The organism is Pseudomonas sp. Pse79 (assembly GCF_024519615.1).
GTDB lineage: Bacteria > Pseudomonadota > Gammaproteobacteria > Pseudomonadales > Pseudomonadaceae > Aquipseudomonas > Aquipseudomonas veronii.
The window spans coordinates 1-19912 of sequence record NZ_JALJRR010000024.1 but is presented as its reverse complement, the minus strand read 5'-3'; the positions used below and the strand labels follow the sequence as shown (position 1 = coordinate 19912).

The following is a 19912-nucleotide window of genomic DNA, read 5'->3' as shown; positions in this document are numbered from 1 at the left end:
TCCTCAGTGGCTCAAACCGTATTTCTTGACCTTGTCGAACAGGGTGGTCTTGGCCATTCCCAGTTCCTGGCTGGCCTGGGTCAGGTTGCCGCCGCTGCGTTGCAGGGCGTCGTTGAGCAGGTTGCGTTCGAAGGCTTCCACCGCTTCGGTGAAGGCCAGGCCCTGGCTGCCGCTGCTGGCGCCGCTTTTCTTGAAGGCGGGCAGGCCCAGGGCGAAGCGCTCGGCGACGTTGCGCAGTTCACGCACGTTGCCCGGCCAGTCGTGGCTCATCAGGTTGGATAGGGTCTGGTTGTCGAGGTCCGGCACGCTGCGGTCGAAGCGCAGGGATGATTGCTGCAGGAAGTGTTCGAACAGTTGCAGGATGTCTTCGCGGCGTTCGCGCAAAGGCGGCAGTTCCAGGGTCACGACGTTGAGGCGGTAGTACAGGTCGCTACGGAACTGGCTGGCGCGGCTCAATTCGTCGAGGTCGGATTTGGTGGCAGCGATCACCCGGCAATCCACCGCCACGCTCTGGTTCGAACCCAGGCGTTCGAGGGTGCGTTCCTGCAACACGCGCAGCAGCTTGATCTGCAGGTTGATCGGCATGCTTTCCACTTCATCGAGAAACAGCGTGCCTTCGTGGGCGTGCTCGATCTTGCCGATCCGACGTTTACCGGCGCCGGTAAAGGCGTTGGCTTCGTGGCCGAAAATCTCGCTTTCGAACAGGTTCTCCGGCAGGCCGCCGCAGTTCAGCGCGACGAACGGGTGAGCGTGGCGTCGGCTGAAATCATGCAGGCACCGCGCGACCAGTTCCTTGCCGGTGCCGGTCTCGCCTTCGATCAGCACGTTGGCCGACGTATCCGCGACGTTGGCGATCAATTCGCGCAGATTCTGCATTGCCGGCGAGCGGCCGATGATGCGTCCTTCCAGGGAGTCGCGCTCGGCCAACTGGCGGCGCAGCGCCCAGACTTCCCGCGCCAGCCCGCGCTGTTCCAGGGCGCGGCGCGCGACGTCGACCAGGCGTTCGGGAGAGAAGGGTTTTTCCATGAAGTCATAGGCGCCGTTGCGCATGGCGCCGACCGCCATGGAAATATCGCCGTGCCCGGTAATCAATACCACCGGCAGGCTTTTATCCAGGGCCTTGAGGCGGGTGAGCAGTTCCAGGCCGTCGATACCCGGCAGGCGGATATCGCTGATGACGATGCCAGCAAAGTTCTCGCCGATGCGCTTGAGCGCCTCTTCGGCACTGCCCACGCCGACGCTGGGGATGTCTTCCAGTGCCAGGGCTTGCTGGCAGCCGAGCAGCACGTGGGGGTCGTCTTCGACGATCAGGACGGTGAGGTCAGGGTTTTTTTCTACGTTCATGACGACTCGGCTGTTTGAGCGCCCGCCAGCGGCAGGCTCAGGACAAAGGCAGTACCACCACCGACGGGATGCTCCACGGCGAGGTTGCCGCCGGTGGCCGCGGCCAGGCTGGCGGACAACGTAAGGCCAAGGCCCAGGCCTTGCTCGCCGGGTTTGGTGGTGAAGAACGGTTCGAACAGATGCTTGCGCGCCTCGGGGTCGATGCCATGGCCGTTATCGCGCACCTGCAGGCGGTATTTGCCGTCGGCTTCGTGGCCTTCCAGCCACAGTTCCGGCGCCGGTTGTGCTTGCATGGCATCGAGGGCGTTGCCGATCAGGTTGACCAGGATCTGCTCCAGGCGCGTCTGGTCGATCTGCAATTGGGCCGGGGCAAAGTTGCGGTGCAGCGTCAGCGGCAGGCTGTCGAGGCGTGCGCCGAGCACTTGGAACGCGGCATCCACGGCCTTGCCCAGGTTGGCTTCGCCCTGGTCGTCGCCGCGCCGCGCGAAGGAGCGCAGGCTGGCGGTGATGCGGCCCATGCGGTCGATCAATTCGTTGATGGTCTTGAGGTTGGCGCTGGCGGTATCCAGCGCGCCGCGTTCGAGGAAGCGCACGGTATTGCCGGACAACGTGCGCAACGCGGCGAGGGGCTGGTTCAATTCGTGGGCGATGCTGGTGGACATCTGGCCGATGGCCGCCAGCTTGCCCGCCTGCACCAGCTCATCCTGGGCGCGGCGCAGGGTTTCCTCGGCCTGGCGGCGTTCGCGAATCTGCCCCTTGAGGCGCTCGTTGCTCGCGCGCAGGTCGGCGGTGCGTTCGGCAATCCGGCGTTCCAGCTGGCTGTTGGCTTCCTGCAAGGCTTCCCGGGCGGCGAGGCGGGTGGCGATGACTTTGCGTCGTTCGTTCCAGGCAATCAGCAGGAGCGCCACCAGGCCAAAGGCGACGGCCACCAGGATGCCCTGGTTGATCGCTGCACGGCGCAGGTCGTTGAGCGGGGTGAGCAGGGTGAAATTCCACGGCGTGTCGCTCAGCGGCCGGGTCTGGGCCAGGTAGCTGACTTCGTGTTCGTCGGCCACCACTTCGCTGTTGGCCGGAAAGGTCAGTTTTTCTGTGCCTTCGTTGAGGCGCTCGCGGGCCAGGGGCTCCAGCTCGTTCAGCGTCGCCCAGTAATATTGCAGGCTGTGCGCCAGGCGGTCCTTGGTCTCATCGCTCAGGGGGCGCACGGCCTTGAGGCGGCGGGCCGGGTCGCTGGAAAGGATGATGATACCGTTCTCGTCGCTGACAAACGCTTCGAGACGCGCGCGTTTCCAGCGTTCCTCCAGGGCTTCGAGGCGGACCTTGACCACAGCGACGCCGATGATCTTGCCGTGCTCTTCCAGGCCGTGGGCCAGGTAGTAGCCGGGTTCGCCATTGGTGCTGCCGATGCCATAGAAACGCCCGGGCTGGCCGCGCACGGCGTTCTGGAAATAGGCGCGGAAGGACAGGTCTTCACCCTGGTAGCTGTCGGCATCGCGCCAGTTGCTGGTGGCCAGTACGCGGCCGGTGGTGTCCATCACATAGATGGCCCGACTGCGGCTGCGCCGGTTCAGGCCTTCGAGGTAGTCGTTGACGGTCTTGCGGGTGTCCTGGTTCGGCTCGGCCAGCAGCGTGGACACGCTGGATTCGAGTTCCAGGAGGCTGGGCAGGTACGTGTATTTGCTCAGTTCGCTTTCGACGGTGCGGGCATGCAGCTCCAGCTGGCGTTCGCCGGTATCGCTGAGGGTGCGGATGCCATAGTACTCACTGATCCAGAAGCCGATATAACCCAGGCCGATCATCAGGGCGATGATCAACGGCGGCAGGAACAGTTGGCGGATCAGACGAGGCTTCACGGCAAGTGATGGCGGCGCGGCGCGATAGAGGTTGGGGTCGCATTTCATCACAGATGCCTTGGGTCAGCTACCGCTCACCCCTTCCTGTAGGAGCGAGCTTGATCGCGAAAAAACCAAGGGCACCGCGTTCATCCAGGATGTGCGCGTCATCGTTGCCGTTTTTTGCGAGCAAGCTCGCTCCTACAGGAGGAGCAAGCTGTGGCTTTTTTAGTGCTGCAGGATTTTCTCGAGGAAGTGCTGCGCGCGTTCGGAGCGGGCGCTGATGTCGCCGAAGAACTCTTCTTTCGGGCAGTCTTCGATGATCTTGCCGGCGTCCATGAAGATCACGCGGTCGGCCACTTTGCGGGCGAAGCCCATTTCGTGGGTCACGCACATCATGGTCATGCCTTCCTGGGCCAGTTGCACCATCACGTCCAGCACTTCGTTGACCATTTCCGGGTCGAGGGCCGAGGTCGGTTCGTCGAACAGCATGACGATCGGGTCCATGGCGAGGGCGCGGGCAATCGCCACACGTTGCTGCTGGCCACCGGAAAGCTGGCCAGGGTGCTTGTGGGCGTGCGCCGACAGGCCGACGCGATCAAGCAGTTGCAGGCCCTTCTTGGTGGCTTCTTCCTTGCTGCGGCCGAGCACCTTGATCTGCGCGATGGTCAGGTTTTCGGTGATGGTCAGGTGCGGGAACAGCTCGAAGTGCTGGAACACCATGCCGACGCGCGAGCGCAGTTTCGGCAGGTTGGTCTTCGGGTCGGCGATGGACGTGCCGTCGACGATCACGTCGCCTTTCTGGAACGGTTCCAGCGCGTTGACGCACTTGATCAGGGTGGATTTACCCGAGCCGGACGGCCCGCACACCACGATCACTTCGCCTTTTTTAACCTCGGTGCTGCAATCGGTCAGCACCTGGAAGTCGCCATACCACTTGTTGACGTTTTTGATAGAGATCATACGGCAAACCTTTTTTGCAGACGCTTGACCAGCAGCGAGGCGGAAAAGCTGATGATGAAGTAGACGACACCGGCGAAGATCAGGAACTCATTGGAGCGGCCGATGATGTCGCCGTTGGAACGGGCGGAGTTGAGGAAATCCACCAGGCCCACGGTGTAGACCAGCGAGGTGTCCTGGAACAGGATGATGCTCTGTTGCAGCAGCAACGGGGTCATCTTGCGGAACGCCTGGGGCAGGATGATCAGGCGCATGGTCTGACCGTAAGTCATGCCCATGGCCTGCGCGGCCGCCATCTGGCCCTTGGGGATCGACTGCACGCCGGCCCGCACGATTTCACAGAAGTACGCGGCCTCGAACATCATGAAGGCCACGACGCAGGAGGTGAACGCACCGATCGGCGTGTCTTCGCCGGTGATCCAGCGCAGCACGAAGGGCACCGCCAGGTAGAACCAGGTGATGACCAGCAGCAACGGGATCGAGCGGAAATAGTTCACGTAGGCGCCGGCCAGGCGTGACAGCAACTTGCTGGACGACAGGCGCATCAACGCCAGGATCGTGCCGAGGACAATACCGCCGACCACGCCCATGACCATCAACTGCAAGGTCATGACCATGCCGTTCCACAGGCCGGGGATCGCGGGGATGATGCCGCTGAAATCGAATTCCATTATTTACCCCCCACGGAGATCAGGCCGGGCACGGCGACTTTCTTCTCGACCAGGCGCATCAGCAACATCAGGCTCATGTTCAGGGTGAAGTAGATCAGCGTGGCCAGGGTGAAGGCTTCAAACAGGTTGGCCGAGAATTCGGCGGTCTGCTTGGTTTGTGCCAGCAATTCCATCAGGCCGATCAAGGACGCCACGGAGGAGTTCTTGAACACGTTGAGGAATTCCGAGGTGAGCGGCGGAATGATGATCCGGTAAGCCTGCGGCAGCAGCACGTTCCAGTAGATCTGCGGCAGCTTGAAACCCATGGCGCGGGCGGCGGCTTCCTGGCCACGCGGCAGCGCCTGGATGCCGGTGCGTACCTGCTCGCAGACACGGGCGGCGGTGAACAGGCCCAGGCACACCACAACGCTCAGGTAGGCCGAGGTGGTCGGGTTCAGGTCTTGCTTGTACCAGTCCTGCAGGTTTTGCGGCAGCAGGTCGGGTATCAGGAAGTACCAGATGAACAGCTGCACCAGCAGCGGCACGTTGCGGAACAGTTCCACGTAGCAGGTGGCGATGCCCGATACGATACGGTTTGGCACGGTACGCATGACCCCCAGCATGGAGCCCAGCAGCAAGGCGATGATCCATGCCACGACGGCGATGGCAATGGTCCAGCCCAGGCCGGCGATGTACCAGTCGAGATAAGTCTCGCTGCCAACGCCAGTGGACTTGAAGAACACGCCCCAGTCCCAGTTGTAATTCATTAGGGTCTCCCCTCGAGATCGATCGATGTACAAGCACCCGCTTGGGGAAAATCCGTTCCCGCCTGACGGTGAACGCCAGGCACACACGATCGGCTCGAAAACCGCCCGGTCGAGTGTTCCAAAATATAGCCAGCAGGTAGTAACAGACGCCTGAGGGAGGAGTGGCTCCCTCAGGAGATAAGGTTAGCCAGAAATCAGATTTTTACGTCAGGCGCAGGCTTATCGCTCGGATTGGCGATCAGTTCCTTGACCTTGTCGCTCATCGGGAAGTTCAGGTTCAGGCCTTTTGGTGGGATCGGGCTTTCGAACCACTTGCTATAAATCTTGTTGATTTCACCGGATTTGTAGAGCGCGACGATGGCGTCATCCACGGCTTTCTTGAACGCAGGATCTTCTTTGCGAACCATGCAGGCGTAGGCTTCGAAGGACTGCGGAGTACCAGTGATAACCCAGTCATTCGGCTTCTTGGCCTTGGCTTCTTCACCGGCCAGCAGGGCGTCGTCCATCATGAAGGCAACGGCGCGGCCGCTTTCCAGCATCTGGAAGGACTCGCCGTGGTCTTTGGCGGAGATGACGTTCATGCCCATCTGCTTGTCGGCGTTCATCGCCTTGATGATGCGCTCGGACGTGGTGCCGGCGGTGGTCACGACGTTTTTGCCTTTGAGGTCGGCGAAGTCGCTATAGGACGGCTTGCCATCCTTGTCTTTCTTGACCAGCAGGCGGGTGCCGATTTCGAAGATATTGGTGGTGAACGCCACTTGCTGGGCGCGCTCGGCGTTGTTGGTGGTGGAACCGCACTCGATGTCCACGGTGCCGTTCTGCACCAGCGGGATACGGGTCTGGGAAGTGACCAGGTTGTACTTGGCCTGCAGCTGGGGCTTGTTCAGGTCTTTTTTCAGGGCTTCGACGATAGCCAGCTGAATGTCGTGGGAGTAGCCCACCGGTTTACCCGAACCATCCGCGATGTAGGAAAACGGAATGGAGCTGTCGCGGTGCCCGAGGGTGATGGTGCCCGAGTCGTTGATTTTTTTCAGCGTGCCGGTGAGTTCGGCGGCGAAAACTGGAGTGCTGATCAGAGCGGCAGCGATAGCTGCGCCCAAAATATGGGGAACGATGCGCATCAATACTTCCTCGACATTTGTTTTTTTTATGAAGCCGGTTAAGCGGCTCTCTTATACAGCGAATGCCCGTGACGGCTCCTGAGGCATCTCAGGCAATCGTCCTGAAGTGTAGAGCATGAGTCGTGCCAGTCCACGACTAAAAGGTTAACAGTATGATTTATATAGGAATTAACTTTTTATGAGCGAGGATTTATAACGGCCAGATCCGGCAAACCGAATCGCGCAGGGGAATGCTGTTCGGAAAACCGAATGGCTGAACCGATATGAAAAAGCCCCTGGGCCTTGCGGCGCAGGGGCTTTTGTACGAGCAGTCTGTCAGGCCGCCTGGATCTTGCTGCGGTTATGCTCAACCTTGGACAGATAACGCCGCACATTGGCCTGTTCTTCCGGAGTGGTGAACAGGCCAAGCTTGGTGCGGCGCCACAGCACGTCCTCGGGTTGGGTCGCCCATTCTTCGGCGCACAGGTAGTCGACTTCGCGGGTGTACAGGCCGCCACCGAGGTGGTCGCCGAGGTCGGCCAGCGATTGCACGCCTTCGAGCAGGCGCCAGGTGCGGCTGCCGTAGGTGGTGGACCAGCGCCGCGCGATTTCGCTTGGCACCCAGTCGAACTGGGTACGGATGGCCGTAGCGAGGGCTTGCGGCGTGCTCATGTCTTCGCCGCCCGGCAGGCTGGCGGTGGCGGTCCAGCTTGGGCGCATCTGTGTGAAATAGGGCGCCAGGTGAGCCATCGCCGACTCGGCGAGTTTGCGGTAGGTGGTCAGTTTGCCGCCGAACACCGACAGGATCGGCGCCTCACCAGCGCCGCCGGAGAGCGACAGGGTGTAGTCGCGGGTGATGGCCGACGGGTTGTCCGACTCATCGTTGCACAGCGGGCGCACGCCGGAGTAGGTGTGGACGATGTCGTCGCGGCTCAGTTGTTTCTTGAAGTGAGCGTTGACCACCTTGAGCAAGTAGTCGGTTTCACCTTCGGTAATCGCCACTTTCGCCGGATCGCCGGTGTATTCGCGGTCGGTGGTGCCGATGATGGTCAGGTGGTCCAGGTATGGAATCGTGAACACAATGCGCTGGTCTTCGTTCTGCAGGATGTGCGCGTGGGCGCCTTCGTACAGTTTCGGCACGATCAGGTGGCTGCCCTGGATCAGACGGATGCCGTAGGGCGAATCCAGCTTCAAGTCTTCCTTGATGAATTTGGCGACCCACGGCCCGGCGGCGTTCACCAGCGCCTTGGCGCGGATCGAGAACAGGCTGCCGTCGGTGCGTTCCATGTTCATTTCCCACAGGCCCTTGCTGCGGTACGCGCTGACGCAGCGGGTTTGGGTGTGGATGTGTGCGCCTTTTTCACGCGCGGCCATGGCGTTGAGCACCACCAGGCGGGCGTCATCGACCCAGCAGTCGGAATATTCGAAGCCTTTGGTGATTTCGCTTTTCAGCGGGCTGTCGGGACCGAACTTGAGGCTTTTCGAACCGGCGAGCTTTTCGCGCTTGCCCAGGTGGTCATACAGGAACAGGCCGGCGCGGATCATCCACGCCGGACGCAGGTGCGGGCGGTGCGGCAACACAAAGCGCATCTGCTTGACGATGTGCGGGGCCTTGGCCAGCAGGACTTCGCGTTCGGCCAGGGCTTCGCGCACCAGGCGGAATTCGTAGTGTTCGAGGTAACGCAGGCCGCCGTGGATCAGCTTGCTGCTGGCGGAAGACGTGTGGCTGGCCAGGTCGTCCTTTTCGCAAAGGAATACCGACAACCCGCGCCCGGCTGCGTCTGCTGCAATGCCGACGCCATTGATCCCGCCACCGATTACGGCAACGTCATAGACTTCGGCAAGCGGTGGAGCAGGCAAGGTGGAAGGGTTCATCGGCTGGCCTCGCGATCTTTTCGTATTGGAAATCGAACATTAATGTTCATTTCCGAAAATGGTAGCTGATAAACGCGCCCACAGCCACCCGACTTCGATTGAAAAAACTCATCGAAGGGCGAGAAAAGGAAAATTTGTGAACATGTGCCTGGGGAAGGCTCAAGGAAATGGGGGCTGGATCAATCGCTATCGGGGGCAAGCCCCTCCCACATTTGAATGGGTTCACACATCAAAGTGTGGGAGGGGGCTTGCCCCCGATAGCATCAGTGCAGGCGCTAGACGACTTCCAGGCGAACCTTATGCTGGTTCAACAACTGCACCAGCGCCGGCACCGGCTGCTGGTCAGTCACCAGGCAGTCCACCAGGCTGATCGGGCCCAGGCGAATCATGGCATTGCGCCCGAATTTGCTCGAGTCAGCCGCCAGGATCACCTTGCGCGCATTGGCGATGATCGCCTGGGAAACCCGCACTTCCTGGTAGTCGAAGTCGAGCAGGCTGCCGTCTTCATCGATACCGCTGATGCCGACCAGGGCGAAATCGACCTTGAACTGGTTGATAAAGTCGACGCTGGCCTGGCCCACCACGCCGCCGTCACGTCGCACACTCCCGCCAGTCAGCAGCACGTCGAAGTCGTCCTTGGCGCTGAGCATGGTGGCGACGTTGAGGTTGTTGGTGATGATTTTCAGGTGATTGTGGTTGAGCAACGCACGGGCGATGGATTCGGTGGTGGTGCCGATGTTGATGAACAGCGAGGCATGGTCGGGGATTTGTGCGGCGATCGCTTCGCCGATGCGCTGTTTCTCGTCGCGCATCTGGTCGGCCCGCATGGCGTATGCGGTGTTTTCGACGCTGGAATCATAGGCTGCGCCGCCGTGGTAGCGGCGCAACAGGTTGGCGTCCGCCAGCTGGTTGATATCGCGGCGGATGGTTTGCGGGGTGACAACGAACAACTGCGCCATTTCCTCGATACTGACGTAGCCGCGTTCGCGGACCAGTTCGAGGATTTGTTGCTGGCGGGGAGGCAGATTCATTGGGCGTCCTTTGGGCTGCCATACAAAAGTGGCCCATGATGACGCAGGAATCTGCTCCCTGCCAGTTACAACCCTAAGTGGTTCCGGCGAAGGGCTTATTCAGCGCCTTCGTGCGGTTCCCAATCACGGGTGCGGCTCACCGCTTTTTGCCAGCCGGCGTAGAGTTTCTCCTTGGCCGCTTCTTCGAGCTGGGGTTCGAATTCGCGCTCGATCACCGCTTTGCCGCGCAATTCTTCCAGGCTGCCCCAGAAGCCGCAGGCCAGGCCCGCCAGGTAGGCGGCGCCGAGTGCTGTGGTTTCGCGCATTTGCGGGCGTTCGACCTGGGTGCCGAGGATATCGGCCTGGAACTGCATCAGGAAGTTGTTGGCCACCGCGCCGCCGTCCACGCGCAGGGATTTAAGGCGTTCGCCGGAGTCCTGCTGCATCGCGTCCAATACGTCGCGGGTCTGGTAGGCAATCGACTCCAGAGCTGCGCGAATAATGTGATCCACGCGCACGCCACGGGTCAGGCCGAACAACGCGCCACGGGCATACGGGTCCCAATACGGCGCGCCCAGGCCGGTGAACGCGGGCACCAGGTACACGCCGTTGCTGTCCTTGACCTTGCCGGCGAAGTATTCGGTGTCGTGGGCGTCGTTGATGATTTTCAGCTCGTCGCGCAGCCACTGTACGGTGGAACCACCGTTGAACACGGCGCCTTCCAGGGCGTAGGCCACTTCGCCACGCGGGCCGCAGGCGATGGTGGTGAGCATGCCGTGCTTGGATTTCACCGCTTTGTCGCCGGTGTTCATCAGCAGGAAGCAACCGGTGCCGTAGGTGTTCTTGGCCTGGCCCGGTTCCACGCACATCTGGCCGAACAACGCGGCCTGCTGGTCACCGGCGATGCCGCCGATGGCAATGCCACTCTTGGTGCGGCCGTAGATTTCCGACGAAGATTTCACTTCCGGCAGCATTTCCCGCGGCACATCGAGGATGTCCAGCATCTTCGCGTCCCACTCCAGGGTGTGGATGTTGAAGAGCATGGTGCGCGAGGCGTTGGTGTAGTCGGTGACGTGGGTCTTGCCGCCGGTGAATTTCCAGATCAGCCAGCTGTCGATGGTGCCGAACAGCAGCTCGCCGTTGCGCGCACGTTCGCGGCTGCCTTCGACGTTATCGAGAATCCACTTGAGCTTGGTGCCGGAGAAGTACGGGTCGGTGACCAGGCCGGTGGTGTCGCTGATGTATTGCTCGTGGCCATCACGCTTGAGCTGCTGGCAGATCTCGGTGCTGCGGCGGCACTGCCAAACGATGGCGTTGTAGATCGGGCGGCCGGTGACTTTGTCCCAGACCACGGTGGTTTCGCGCTGGTTGGTGATACCGATGGCGGCGACCTGGTCATGGTGCAGGCCGGCCTGGGCCAGGGCTTCGACCATCACCGCGCTCTGGGTCGCGAAGATTTCCATCGGGTCATGTTCGACCCAGCCCGCTTGCGGGTAATGCTGGGCGAACTCACGTTGGGCGGTGCAGACCACGTTGGCGTCACGATCGAAGATGATCGCCCGGGAACTGGTGGTGCCCTGATCGAGGGCAATGATGTAGTTCTTATTCTGAATGTCGGTCATGTCGATTGCCTTGGACGAGAAATAAGGAAGTGGGTAAACCGCCTGGGCCACGAAGGGGCAGGGTGGACCAGGCTGGCTATCAGGAAATGCGGGTGTTGCCGTTGACGGCGCTGTCTTCGGTTTCGGCGACAGCGGGTGCGGCGCTTGGCAGGTGACGGGCAATCAGCCCGCGATACGCTGCAGCCCCCAGGCATGCACCGACGATCGGTGCGAAAATCGGCACCAGGAAGTAGGGAATATCACGCCCGCCAGTAAAGGCCATTTCACCCCAACCGGCGAAAAAGGTCATCAGCTTGGGCCCGAAATCCCGTGCCGGGTTCATCGCAAAGCCGGTCAGCGGGCCCATCGCGCTGCCAATCACCGCGATCAGCAAGCCGATCAGCAGCGGTGCCAACGGGCCGCGTGGCAGGCCGTTGTTATCGTCGGTCAGGGCCATGATCACGCCCATCAGGATCGCGGTGATGACCATTTCCACCAGGAAGGCCTGGGCCGTGCTCAGCAGTGCATGGGGATAAGTCGAGAATACCGAGGCCAGTTCCAGGCTGGCCTGGGTGCCGCGCACCAGATGGTGGGTTTGTTCGTAATCGAAAAACAGGTTGCTGTAGAGCGTGTACACCAGGGCCGCGGAGCAGAAGGCGCCGGCGACTTGGGCGAGGATATAGAAGGGCAGTTTGCGCTTGTCGAAATCGGCAAAGAGACACAGGGCGATGCTGACCGCCGGGTTCAGATGTGCCCCGGAGATGCCCGCGCTCAGGTAGATCGCCATGCTCACGCCGATCCCCCAGATGATACTGATTTCCCATAAGCCAAAGCTGGCACCCGCGACCTTGAGCGCAGCGACACAACCGGTACCGAAGAAGATCAGAAGCGCAGTCCCCAGGAATTCGGCCATGCATTGGCTCGAAAGTGAAGGCTGTTGAAGTGCAGTTGTCATGGAAAACCTCAATTTGTTGTTCTTGTCTGGCGTCTGGCCTCAACGGGCCTTGCGCGATTTTCACCGTGTCGAGGATCCCCATCCCGGGCACGGCTTACTGCTGGAATGCTGCGGATGTATTCCTACAGTATTCGGAAACGAAAAAATATAGACAAGAATGACTGCTGTCAAAGGTCGAAAGTGAACTATCAGTCATTTTCGAACTATAGGTTTGATGAATGATCACGCTCGCCACAGTAAGTATTGCCATGAGTGAGGGGCGTACTAGAGCGTTTTGTGTGGGCTTGGCCTAGAATTGGCCATCCGTTTGCCACGCCTGGAGCGTCCATGACCCCTGCATTGGATTTGTTGAAAAAAGTTCGCGCCGAACATCGCATTCACAGTTATGAACACGATCCCAAAGCTGCCTCGTATGGCCTGGAGGCCGCGGAAAAGTTGGGTCTGGACCCGGCGCAGGTGTTCAAGACCTTGCTGGCGAGCAGCGAGAAGGGCGAATTATTGGTGGCGGTGGTGCCGGTCGTCGGAAGTCTGGACTTGAAAGCCCTGGCGCACGCCGCCGGGGTGAAAAAAGTCGAGATGGCCGACCCGGCGGCGGCGCAGCGTTCCACTGGCTATCTGCTGGGGGGGATCAGCCCGCTGGGACAGAAAAAGCGTTTGCGCACCTTTATTGATATTACCGCGCAGCCGTTCCCGACGATTTTTGTCAGCGCCGGGAGACGGGGGTTGGAAGTGGAGTTGTCCGCAGCGGTTCTGGCCGAGCATACCCAGGCCACGTTCGCGCCGATCGGCCGGGCCTGAGTTCGAAGGCTGGAGCGGGTTTCTTCAGTTGGCGGGGCTGTAGCGCCGCACACCCGAATCGGTGTGCGGAATCTGCGCCGCCGTGCTGCCGGAAGCCCGGAACAGCACCAGGTGTTCGACGGCGACGCGGATCCCCACGTCGGCACCGACCTGATGGTCGGCGTGGCTGGGGAAGATCGACTCCAACTGAGCGCCCGTCGGCAGTTGCAGGCGGTACAAGGTCGAGGCGCCGAGGAACGTCTTGCCGACGATCCGCGCTTTCAATGCGCTGTCCGGTGCGTAGACGATGTCGTCCGGGCGCAGCAATACATCCACGGCGCCACCTGGCGGCCAGCTATACGCGCGGTTGCCGCGCAGGTCGCCGAGCTCGGTGCTGACCGATTCCGGCGTACACAATTGGCCACGGATGAAATAGCCCTGGCCGACAAAGCTTGCGACGTAGGGTGTGAGCGGTTCGTGATAGAGGTTGTAGGGCGTATCCCACTGCTCCAGGCGACCTTCCTTGAACACGCCGACGTGGTCACTCACGGCAAATGCTTCTTCCTGGTCATGGGTCACCAGGATCGCACTGGTGCCACGTGCCTTGAGAATGTCGCGCACCTCATGGCTGAGCTTGCGTCGCAGCTCGCCATCGAGGTTGGAGAAGGGTTCGTCGAGCAGCAACAATTGCGGCTCCGGCGCCAAGGCGCGGGCGAGGGCCACGCGTTGTTGCTGACCACCGGACAGCTCGTGGGGAAAACGCTTGCCCAGGTTCTTCAGGTTGACCAGCTCCAGCAATTCGGCGACCACGCGGTCTTTCTGCGGGTGCTTGCGAATGCCAAAGGCGATGTTGTCGGCCACGCTCAGGTGGGGAAACAGCGCGTAGTCCTGGAACACCATGCCGATGCGACGTTTCTCCGGCGCCAGGGTGAACCCAGCACTGGAGATGACTTCGCCGGCCAGGCTGATTTCGCCTTCGTGTACCGGTTCGAACCCTGCGATCGCACGCAGGGTGGTGGTCTTGCCGCACCCCGAGGAGCCGAGCAGGCAACCGATGTCGCCGGCGTTGAGGTGCAGGTTGAGGTTCTGTACCACCCGCTGATCTTGATAGCCGCATGCCAGATTGCGCAGGTTCAGCAGTAATGGCTTGCTCATGCGTGGTGGTACGCCGGTTCGACCAGAAATTCGAGCAGGGCCTTTTGTGCATGCAGACGGTTTTCTGCCTGGTCCCAGGCGACCGAACGCGGGTCGTCGAGCAGATCGAGGCTGATTTCTTCGCCACGGTGGGCAGGCAGGCAGTGCATGAACAGCACGTCCGGCGCGGCCAGGTCGAGCAGGGCGCGGGTGACCTGGAACGGTGCAAACAGCTTCAGGCGCTTGGCGGTTTCGTCTTCCTGGCCCATGGAGGTCCAGACATCGGTGCTTACCAGGTGCGCGCCGACCACCGCGTCTTTTGGATCACGCAGGATCTGCACGCGACCATCGGCTTTGGCCAGGAATTCGGCGGACGGTTCGAAGCCTTCCGGGCAGGCGATGCGCAGGTGGAAGTCGAACTGGATCGCCGCTTCTATATAACTGTTGCACATGTTGTTGCCGTCGCCGATCCAGGCCACGGTCTTGCCCTGGATCGAGCCACGGTGCTCGAGGAAGGTTTGCATGTCGGCCAGCAACTGGCACGGGTGCAGGTCATCGGACAGGCCGTTGATCACCGGTACCCGGGAGTTCGCGGAAAATTCGGTCAGGGTGCTGTGGGCAAAGGTCCGGATCATCACCGCATCAAGCATGCGCGACATGACGATCGCGCAATCGCTGATTGGCTCGCCACGGCCCAGCTGGGTGTCACGCGGCGACAGGAAGATGGCCTGGCCACCCAACTGGATCATGCCGGCCTCGAAGGACAAGCGGGTGCGGGTCGACGATTTCTCGAAAATCATCCCGAGCACGCGGTTTTTCAAAGGCTCGAACAGTACGCCGCGGTTACGCAGGTCTTTAAGCTCAATGCCTCGACGGATCACGCTGACCAGCTCTTCGGGCGTGCAATCCATCAGGGAGAGAAAGTGCCTTGCGCTCATCATTAACTACCTTTTTGCAACAGACCGCAGATACTCAAAGCCTTGTTTATTGTGAAAACGGGCGAGACCTGCGGCGAAAGCCGCACGGGGCGACGAAATAGGGGAAGGCGCGATCTTATAATTAAATGTCGCGTCTTACCAATAGGGCTACGGTGTTTAGGGGTGTTCAGACAGGCGCGAGAGCGCTTTTGAAGACGATTTCCTGACAGCAGCGGGTCATTTGTACACTGGCCCTGCGACCTTTTGCAATCCGCGAGGGCGGGGCCAGGCCAGGCTGCGTCGGTTTCAGGGGCACTTCCGCAGGTTTTGAAACATTTTCTCACGCTTGCCCATGGCCTGGCCTGATGCCCTTCGATTCACGCGACGAACGTTGCTGGTGCCCGCCGCAGTCGCGGCCCATAGTCAGGCCAAAGCCCTAATAAAGAGACTGGCCATGACCAAGACTCTCCACCACCGTGCCTGCCATCTGTGCGAAGCCATCTGTGGCCTGACCCTGGAAACCACCCAAGCCGAAGACGGCAGCCTGGCGATCACGTCGATCAAGGGCGACCCACTGGACACCTTCAGTCGCGGGCATATCTGCCCCAAGGCTGTGGCGTTGCAGGATATCCAGAATGACCCGGACCGCCTGCACCAACCCATGTTGCGGGTGGGTAGCGAATGGCAACCGATTGCGTGGGAAGACGCCTTCGCGCTGGTGGCCGAAAAACTGGCGGGCATCCAGGCTCGCTACGGACAGAATTCAGTGGCGGTGTACCAGGGCAATCCCAGCGTGCATAACTACGGGCTGATGACCCACAGCAATTACTTCCTTGGCCTGCTCAAGACACGCAACCGGTTTTCCGCGACGTCGGTCGACCAGTTGCCTCATCACCTCAGCAGCCACCTGATGTACGGCCATGGCCTGTTGTTGCCGATTCCGGATATTGACCACACCGACTTCATGCTGATCCTCGGCGGCAACCCGCTGGCGTCCAACGGCAGCATCATGACCGTGCCCGACGTGGAGAAGCGCCTCAAGGCCATCCAGGCCCGGGGCGGCAAAGTGGTGGTGGTCGACCCGCGGCGCAGCGAGACGGCGGCGATTGCCGATCAGCACCTGTTTGTACGGCCCGGTGGCGACGCCGCGTTGCTGTTCGGACTGCTCAACACGTTGTTTGCCGAAAACCTGACCCGTGCCAGTCACTTGCCAGTCGACGGCCTGGACGACGTGCGCCGCGCAATCGCCGGGTTTACCGCTGAGGCCATGAGCCGCCAGTGCGCGCTGCCTGCCGAGCAGATCCGCCAGCTGGCGCGGGATTTTGCCGCGGCGGACAGGGCCGTGTGTTACGGGCGCATGGGCGTTTCGACCCAGGCATTCGGCACGCTGTGCCATTGGCTGGTGCAATTGATCAATCTGGTCACCGGTAACCTGGATCGTCCAGGCGGCGCCTTGTGTACCACGCCAGCGGTGGACCTGGTGGCCTCCACCTCCGGCGGGCATTTCAATCGTTGGCAGAGCCGTGTGTCGGGGCGTCCGGAGTACGGTGGCGAGTTGCCGGTGTCGGCGTTGGCGGAAGAAATGCTCACCGAAGGTGAAGGACAGATCCGCGCCCTGGTCACCGTGGCCGGTAATCCGGTGCTATCGACGCCGAATGGTCGCCAGTTGGAGCAGGCCCTGGATGGGCTGGAATTCATGGTCAGCGTCGATCTCTACATCAACGAGACGACGCGTTATGCCGACCTGATCCTGCCGTCCACCTCGGCGCTGGAAAACGATCACTACGACACCACCTTCAATATGTTCGCGGTGCGCAATGTCAGCCGTTTCAATCGTGCGATCCTGCCCAAGCCTGACGGCGCGCTGCACGACTGGGAGATCTTCGTCGGCCTGGCCAAGGCGTTTGCCGCGCACACCGGGGTTGTGCTCAAGCCGACCCTGCCACCGGCGCAGATGATCGACTTCGGCCTGCGCGCCGGCGTGTATGGCGATGCTTCCAGCCACCAATTGTCGGTGGCAATGCTCGCCGAACACCCCCACGGCGTGGACCTGGGGCCCCTGACGCCCAATCTCGCCGCGCGCCTGAAAACCGCGAATGGCCGGGTACAGGCCGCGCCGGCCGTGATTCTGGCGGACCTCGCGCGCTTCGCGGCGCAACCGCTGCCACCGGCCGACGAATTGCTGTTGATCGGCCGCCGCCATGTGCGCAGCAACAATTCCTGGATGCATAACTATCACCGCCTGGTGAAGGGCAAGCCCCGGCACCAACTGCTCATGCATCCGGAGGATCTGGCCCGCCGCCAATTGAGCGACGGGCAGCGGGTGAAGGTCAGTTCGCGCATCGGCATGATCGAGGTCGAGGTCGCGGCCAGCCTGGACATGATGCCTGGCGTGGTCAGCCTGCCGCATGGTTGGGGCCACGGGCGTCCGGGCGTGCAGATGACGATCGCCAGCCGTCAACCGGGTGCCAGCGCGAACGACCTGACCGACGAGCGGCAGTTGGATGAATTATCGGGCAATGCCGCGCTGAACGGCGTGCCGGTCCACGTAGCTGCGGCATAAGGTCTCCGAGCACCACGCTGGGATTTTGCGTTACAATGCGCCACCGTGCCGACCTGTGAGTCGCAAAGTTCCAGCCGAGGTGTTCCATGGATATCATCGAAACGATCAAAGAGCAGATTGCCAACAACACCATTCTGCTTTACATGAAGGGCTCTCCCAATGCCCCGCAGTGCGGCTTCTCCGCGAAAGCGTCCCAAGCCATCATGAAATGTGGCGAGAAATTCGCTTATGTGGATATCCTGCAAAACCCGGAAATTCGCGCGAACCTGCCGAAGTACGCTAACTGGCCGACTTTCCCGCAACTGTGGGTAGCCGGTGAGCTGGTCGGCGGCAGCGACATCATCAGTGAAATGTTCGAGAACGGTGAGTTGCAGACGTTGGTCAAAGACGCAGCGGCAAAAGCGGCAGCCCAGACTGAAGCTTGATTGGCCTGCAACAAAAAGCCCCGCTTCTCATACGAGAGCGGGGCTTTTTTGTGCTTCATCTGTAGGAGCGAGCTTGCTCGCGAAGAACGTCAACGATAACGCGGGCCCCCTGATGGAATGCGGGGCCCTTGAGTTTTTCGCGAGCAAACTCGCGCCTACCGTGAATAAGGGTTATTCACCCATCTGCGATTGCAGGTAGTTCTCCAGGCTGACCTTGTCGATCAGGCCCAGTTGGGTTTCCAGCCAGTCGATATGTTCTTCCTGGTCTTCCAGGATATCTTCCAGCAGTTCGCGGCTGCCGAAGTCCTTGGTCACTTCGCAGTGAGCGATGGCGGCCTTGAGCTCGCTGTGGCTCTTGCGTTCGAAGCCCAGGTCGCTGCTGATCATTTCGTGGGTGTGCTCGCCGATGTTCAGCTTGCCCAGGTCCTGTACGTTCGGCAGGCCTTCCAGGAACAGGATGCGCTTGATCAGGGCATCGGCGTCCTTCATGGCTTTGATCGATTCCTTGTACTCACGCTTGCCCAGCTTTTCCAGGCCCCAATCGTCATACATGCGCGCATGCAGAAAGTACTGATTGATCGCGACCAGTTCATTGCCAAGGATTTTGTTGAGTTGCTGGATGACTGAGATGTCGCCTTTCATGATTGGGGTCCTGCCCTTTATTCGCGGTATATAAGCAGGAGTCTGCGTGGCGAACCCCTGAGTGTCAAACCTAAGTTATTGAATAATAAATGAAAATTAATCTGAATAAGAATGTTTATGTTCCGCGTCTTGGCCCTAACTAATTGAATTGCGGGCATAAAAAAGCCGGACACTAAGTCCGGCTCTTTAAAATACGTTGATTCAGGCGTGTGTAAATTCTGCTGAATAGGGCAGCGCGACCTGAGCTGTTTGCAGCTGCGTCAGGGTTTCCCGTACCACTTGCTTGGCGAGGCAAGCACATTTGCCACATTGGCTGGCAACGCCGGTCGTTTCACGCACTTCCTTGTAGCTGCAGCAACCTTCGTAGATTGCTTCGCGGATTTGTCCGTCGGTGACGCCAGTGCAGAGGCAGACATACATAAGGGAGAACCATCGCGGGTTTAAGGCTTAAGTGCGATGGATCTTAATGTTAACGAGAATGATTGTCAAAGTAGTTTTGCCGTGCTGGGCCGCGACTTTGCCTGTGCGCTGACGAACGGTTTTTTCAGTGTATGATGGTCGGTCTTCACGAAGCGTGACTGCGTCACAGGCTTGTCGCTTATGCGCGGCAGACTCGAGGCCGGTCCTTTTACTTCAATCGTCACCCCTGCATCAGGAGATATCCAATGAGCGTACTCGTCGGCAAACAAGCCCCGGATTTCGACGTACCTGCCGTTCTCGGCACTGGCGAAATCGTTGACAGCTTCAAGCTGTCTGAAGCCATCAAAGGCAAATACGGCCTGGTGTTCTTCTACCCGCTGGACTTCACTTTCGTCTGCCCTTCGGAGCTGATCGCTCTGGACCACCGCATGGACGATTTCAAGGCGCGTAACGTTGAAGTGGTCGCGGTTTCCATCGACTCCCATTTCACCCACAACGCCTGGCGCAACACTGCCATCAACGATGGCGGCATCGGCAAAGTCAAATACACCATGGCTGCCGACATGAAGCACGACATCGCCAAGGCCTACGACGTTGAGTCCGAAGGCGGCGTGGCGTTCCGTGGCGCGTTCCTGATCGATGACAAGGGCGTTGTGCGCTCGCAGATCATCAACGACCTGCCGCTGGGCCGTAACATGGAAGAGCTGATCCGTCTGGTCGACGCGCTGCAATTCCACGAAGAGCACGGCGAAGTCTGCCCTGCCAACTGGAAAAAAGGCGACAAAGGCATGAACGCTTCGCCAGAAGGCGTTGCAGCCTACCTGACCGAGAACGCCGGCAAGCTGTAAGCCACGTTTGCGGTAAAAAAAACCGGCCTGAGAAGGCCGGTTAATGAGATGGTCACCCCCAACACCCTGTGAGGGCTACGCTTTCACGGGGTGTT

18 protein-coding genes are annotated in these 19912 nt (G+C 60.5%); 4 read left to right on the top strand and 14 right to left on the bottom strand.

The genetic code is table 11. The features are described 5' to 3' along the window. Window positions 1-3: 3 nt before the first annotated feature. From NR164_RS24195 to NR164_RS24150, 10 genes are all read right to left on the bottom strand, one after another. Window positions 4-1344 carry a sigma-54 dependent transcriptional regulator gene (locus NR164_RS24195; RefSeq protein ID WP_017844606.1) on the bottom strand — a complete coding sequence of 447 codons (1341 nt, stop codon included), beginning with the start codon at window positions 1342-1344 and terminating at the stop codon, window positions 4-6. Beyond that, window positions 1341-3242, bottom strand: a complete 1902-nt coding sequence (locus tag NR164_RS24190; protein ID WP_256823348.1) for an ATP-binding protein — start codon at window positions 3240-3242, stop codon at window positions 1341-1343. The genes NR164_RS24195 and NR164_RS24190 overlap by 4 nt, the downstream gene beginning before the upstream one ends. Before the next feature lie 159 nt (window positions 3243-3401). Next, window positions 3402-4136 carry an amino acid ABC transporter ATP-binding protein gene (locus NR164_RS24185; RefSeq protein WP_017844608.1) on the bottom strand — a complete coding sequence of 245 codons (735 nt, stop codon included), beginning with the start codon at window positions 4134-4136 and terminating at the stop codon, window positions 3402-3404. After that, on the bottom strand, window positions 4133-4804 hold the full coding sequence (locus tag NR164_RS24180; protein WP_046384547.1) for an amino acid ABC transporter permease: 672 nt from the start codon (window positions 4802-4804) through the stop codon (window positions 4133-4135). The genes NR164_RS24185 and NR164_RS24180 overlap by 4 nt, the downstream gene beginning before the upstream one ends. After that, window positions 4804-5550, bottom strand: coding sequence for an amino acid ABC transporter permease (locus NR164_RS24175; RefSeq protein ID WP_017844610.1), 747 nt, complete (start codon window positions 5548-5550; stop codon window positions 4804-4806). Before NR164_RS24175 ends, NR164_RS24180 begins: the two co-directional genes overlap by 1 nt. Before the next feature lie 194 nt (window positions 5551-5744). After that, window positions 5745-6671 carry a glutamate/aspartate ABC transporter substrate-binding protein gene (locus NR164_RS24170; RefSeq protein ID WP_017844611.1) on the bottom strand — a complete coding sequence of 309 codons (927 nt, stop codon included), beginning with the start codon at window positions 6669-6671 and terminating at the stop codon, window positions 5745-5747. Between the two features lie 315 nt (window positions 6672-6986). Beyond that, a complete protein-coding gene (glpD, locus tag NR164_RS24165) occupies window positions 6987-8525 on the bottom strand; it encodes a glycerol-3-phosphate dehydrogenase (protein ID WP_256823347.1) in 1539 nt (512 codons plus the stop codon). Between the two features lie 275 nt (window positions 8526-8800). After that, the gene (locus NR164_RS24160; protein WP_017844613.1) at window positions 8801-9556 is read right to left on the bottom strand and encodes a DeoR/GlpR family transcriptional regulator; all 756 of its coding nucleotides are present in this window, start codon (window positions 9554-9556) and stop codon (window positions 8801-8803) included. A 95-nt stretch (window positions 9557-9651) separates the two neighbouring features. Then, window positions 9652-11157: a glycerol kinase GlpK gene (glpK, locus tag NR164_RS24155; protein ID WP_017844614.1), complete on the bottom strand. Its 1506-nt coding sequence runs from the start codon at window positions 11155-11157 to the stop codon at window positions 9652-9654. A 79-nt stretch (window positions 11158-11236) separates the two neighbouring features. Next, a complete protein-coding gene (locus NR164_RS24150; RefSeq protein WP_026139753.1) occupies window positions 11237-12091 on the bottom strand; it encodes an MIP/aquaporin family protein in 855 nt (284 codons plus the stop codon). Between the two features lie 327 nt (window positions 12092-12418). Here NR164_RS24150 and ybaK point away from each other — a divergent pair, with 327 nt between their 5' ends. Then, window positions 12419-12889: a Cys-tRNA(Pro) deacylase gene (gene ybaK, locus NR164_RS24145; RefSeq protein WP_017844616.1), complete on the top strand. Its 471-nt coding sequence runs from the start codon at window positions 12419-12421 to the stop codon at window positions 12887-12889. A gap of 24 nt (window positions 12890-12913) precedes the next feature. On the opposite strand, the gene NR164_RS24140 is transcribed toward ybaK, so the two are convergent. Together NR164_RS24140 and argF are read right to left on the bottom strand one after the other, a co-directional pair. After that, window positions 12914-14023, bottom strand: a complete 1110-nt coding sequence (locus NR164_RS24140; RefSeq protein ID WP_079442950.1) for an ABC transporter ATP-binding protein — start codon at window positions 14021-14023, stop codon at window positions 12914-12916. Then, window positions 14020-14940, bottom strand: coding sequence for an ornithine carbamoyltransferase (argF, locus tag NR164_RS24135; RefSeq protein ID WP_026139754.1), 921 nt, complete (start codon window positions 14938-14940; stop codon window positions 14020-14022). Before argF ends, NR164_RS24140 begins: the two co-directional genes overlap by 4 nt. A gap of 433 nt (window positions 14941-15373) precedes the next feature. Between argF and NR164_RS24130 the strand changes: the two genes are divergently transcribed. Together NR164_RS24130 and grxD are read left to right on the top strand one after the other, a co-directional pair. Beyond that, window positions 15374-17482 (top strand): molybdopterin oxidoreductase family protein, encoded by a 2109-nt coding sequence (locus NR164_RS24130; protein WP_256823346.1) that lies wholly within the window; start codon window positions 15374-15376, stop codon window positions 17480-17482. A gap of 86 nt (window positions 17483-17568) precedes the next feature. Further along, a complete protein-coding gene (grxD, locus tag NR164_RS24125) occupies window positions 17569-17907 on the top strand; it encodes a Grx4 family monothiol glutaredoxin (protein ID WP_046384543.1) in 339 nt (112 codons plus the stop codon). Window positions 17908-18078: 171 nt separating this feature from the next. Here grxD and bfr read toward each other — a convergent pair whose 3' ends face one another. Beyond that, window positions 18079-18549 (bottom strand): bacterioferritin, encoded by a 471-nt coding sequence (bfr, locus tag NR164_RS24120; protein ID WP_017844621.1) that lies wholly within the window; start codon window positions 18547-18549, stop codon window positions 18079-18081. Window positions 18550-18750: 201 nt separating this feature from the next. After that, on the bottom strand, window positions 18751-18969 hold the full coding sequence (locus NR164_RS24115) for a bacterioferritin-associated ferredoxin (protein WP_026139755.1): 219 nt from the start codon (window positions 18967-18969) through the stop codon (window positions 18751-18753). Between the two features lie 245 nt (window positions 18970-19214). On the opposite strand from NR164_RS24115, the gene NR164_RS24110 reads away from it, so the two are divergent. Further along, a complete protein-coding gene (locus tag NR164_RS24110; RefSeq protein ID WP_017844622.1) occupies window positions 19215-19817 on the top strand; it encodes a peroxiredoxin in 603 nt (200 codons plus the stop codon). Window positions 19818-19912 lie beyond the last annotated feature (95 nt).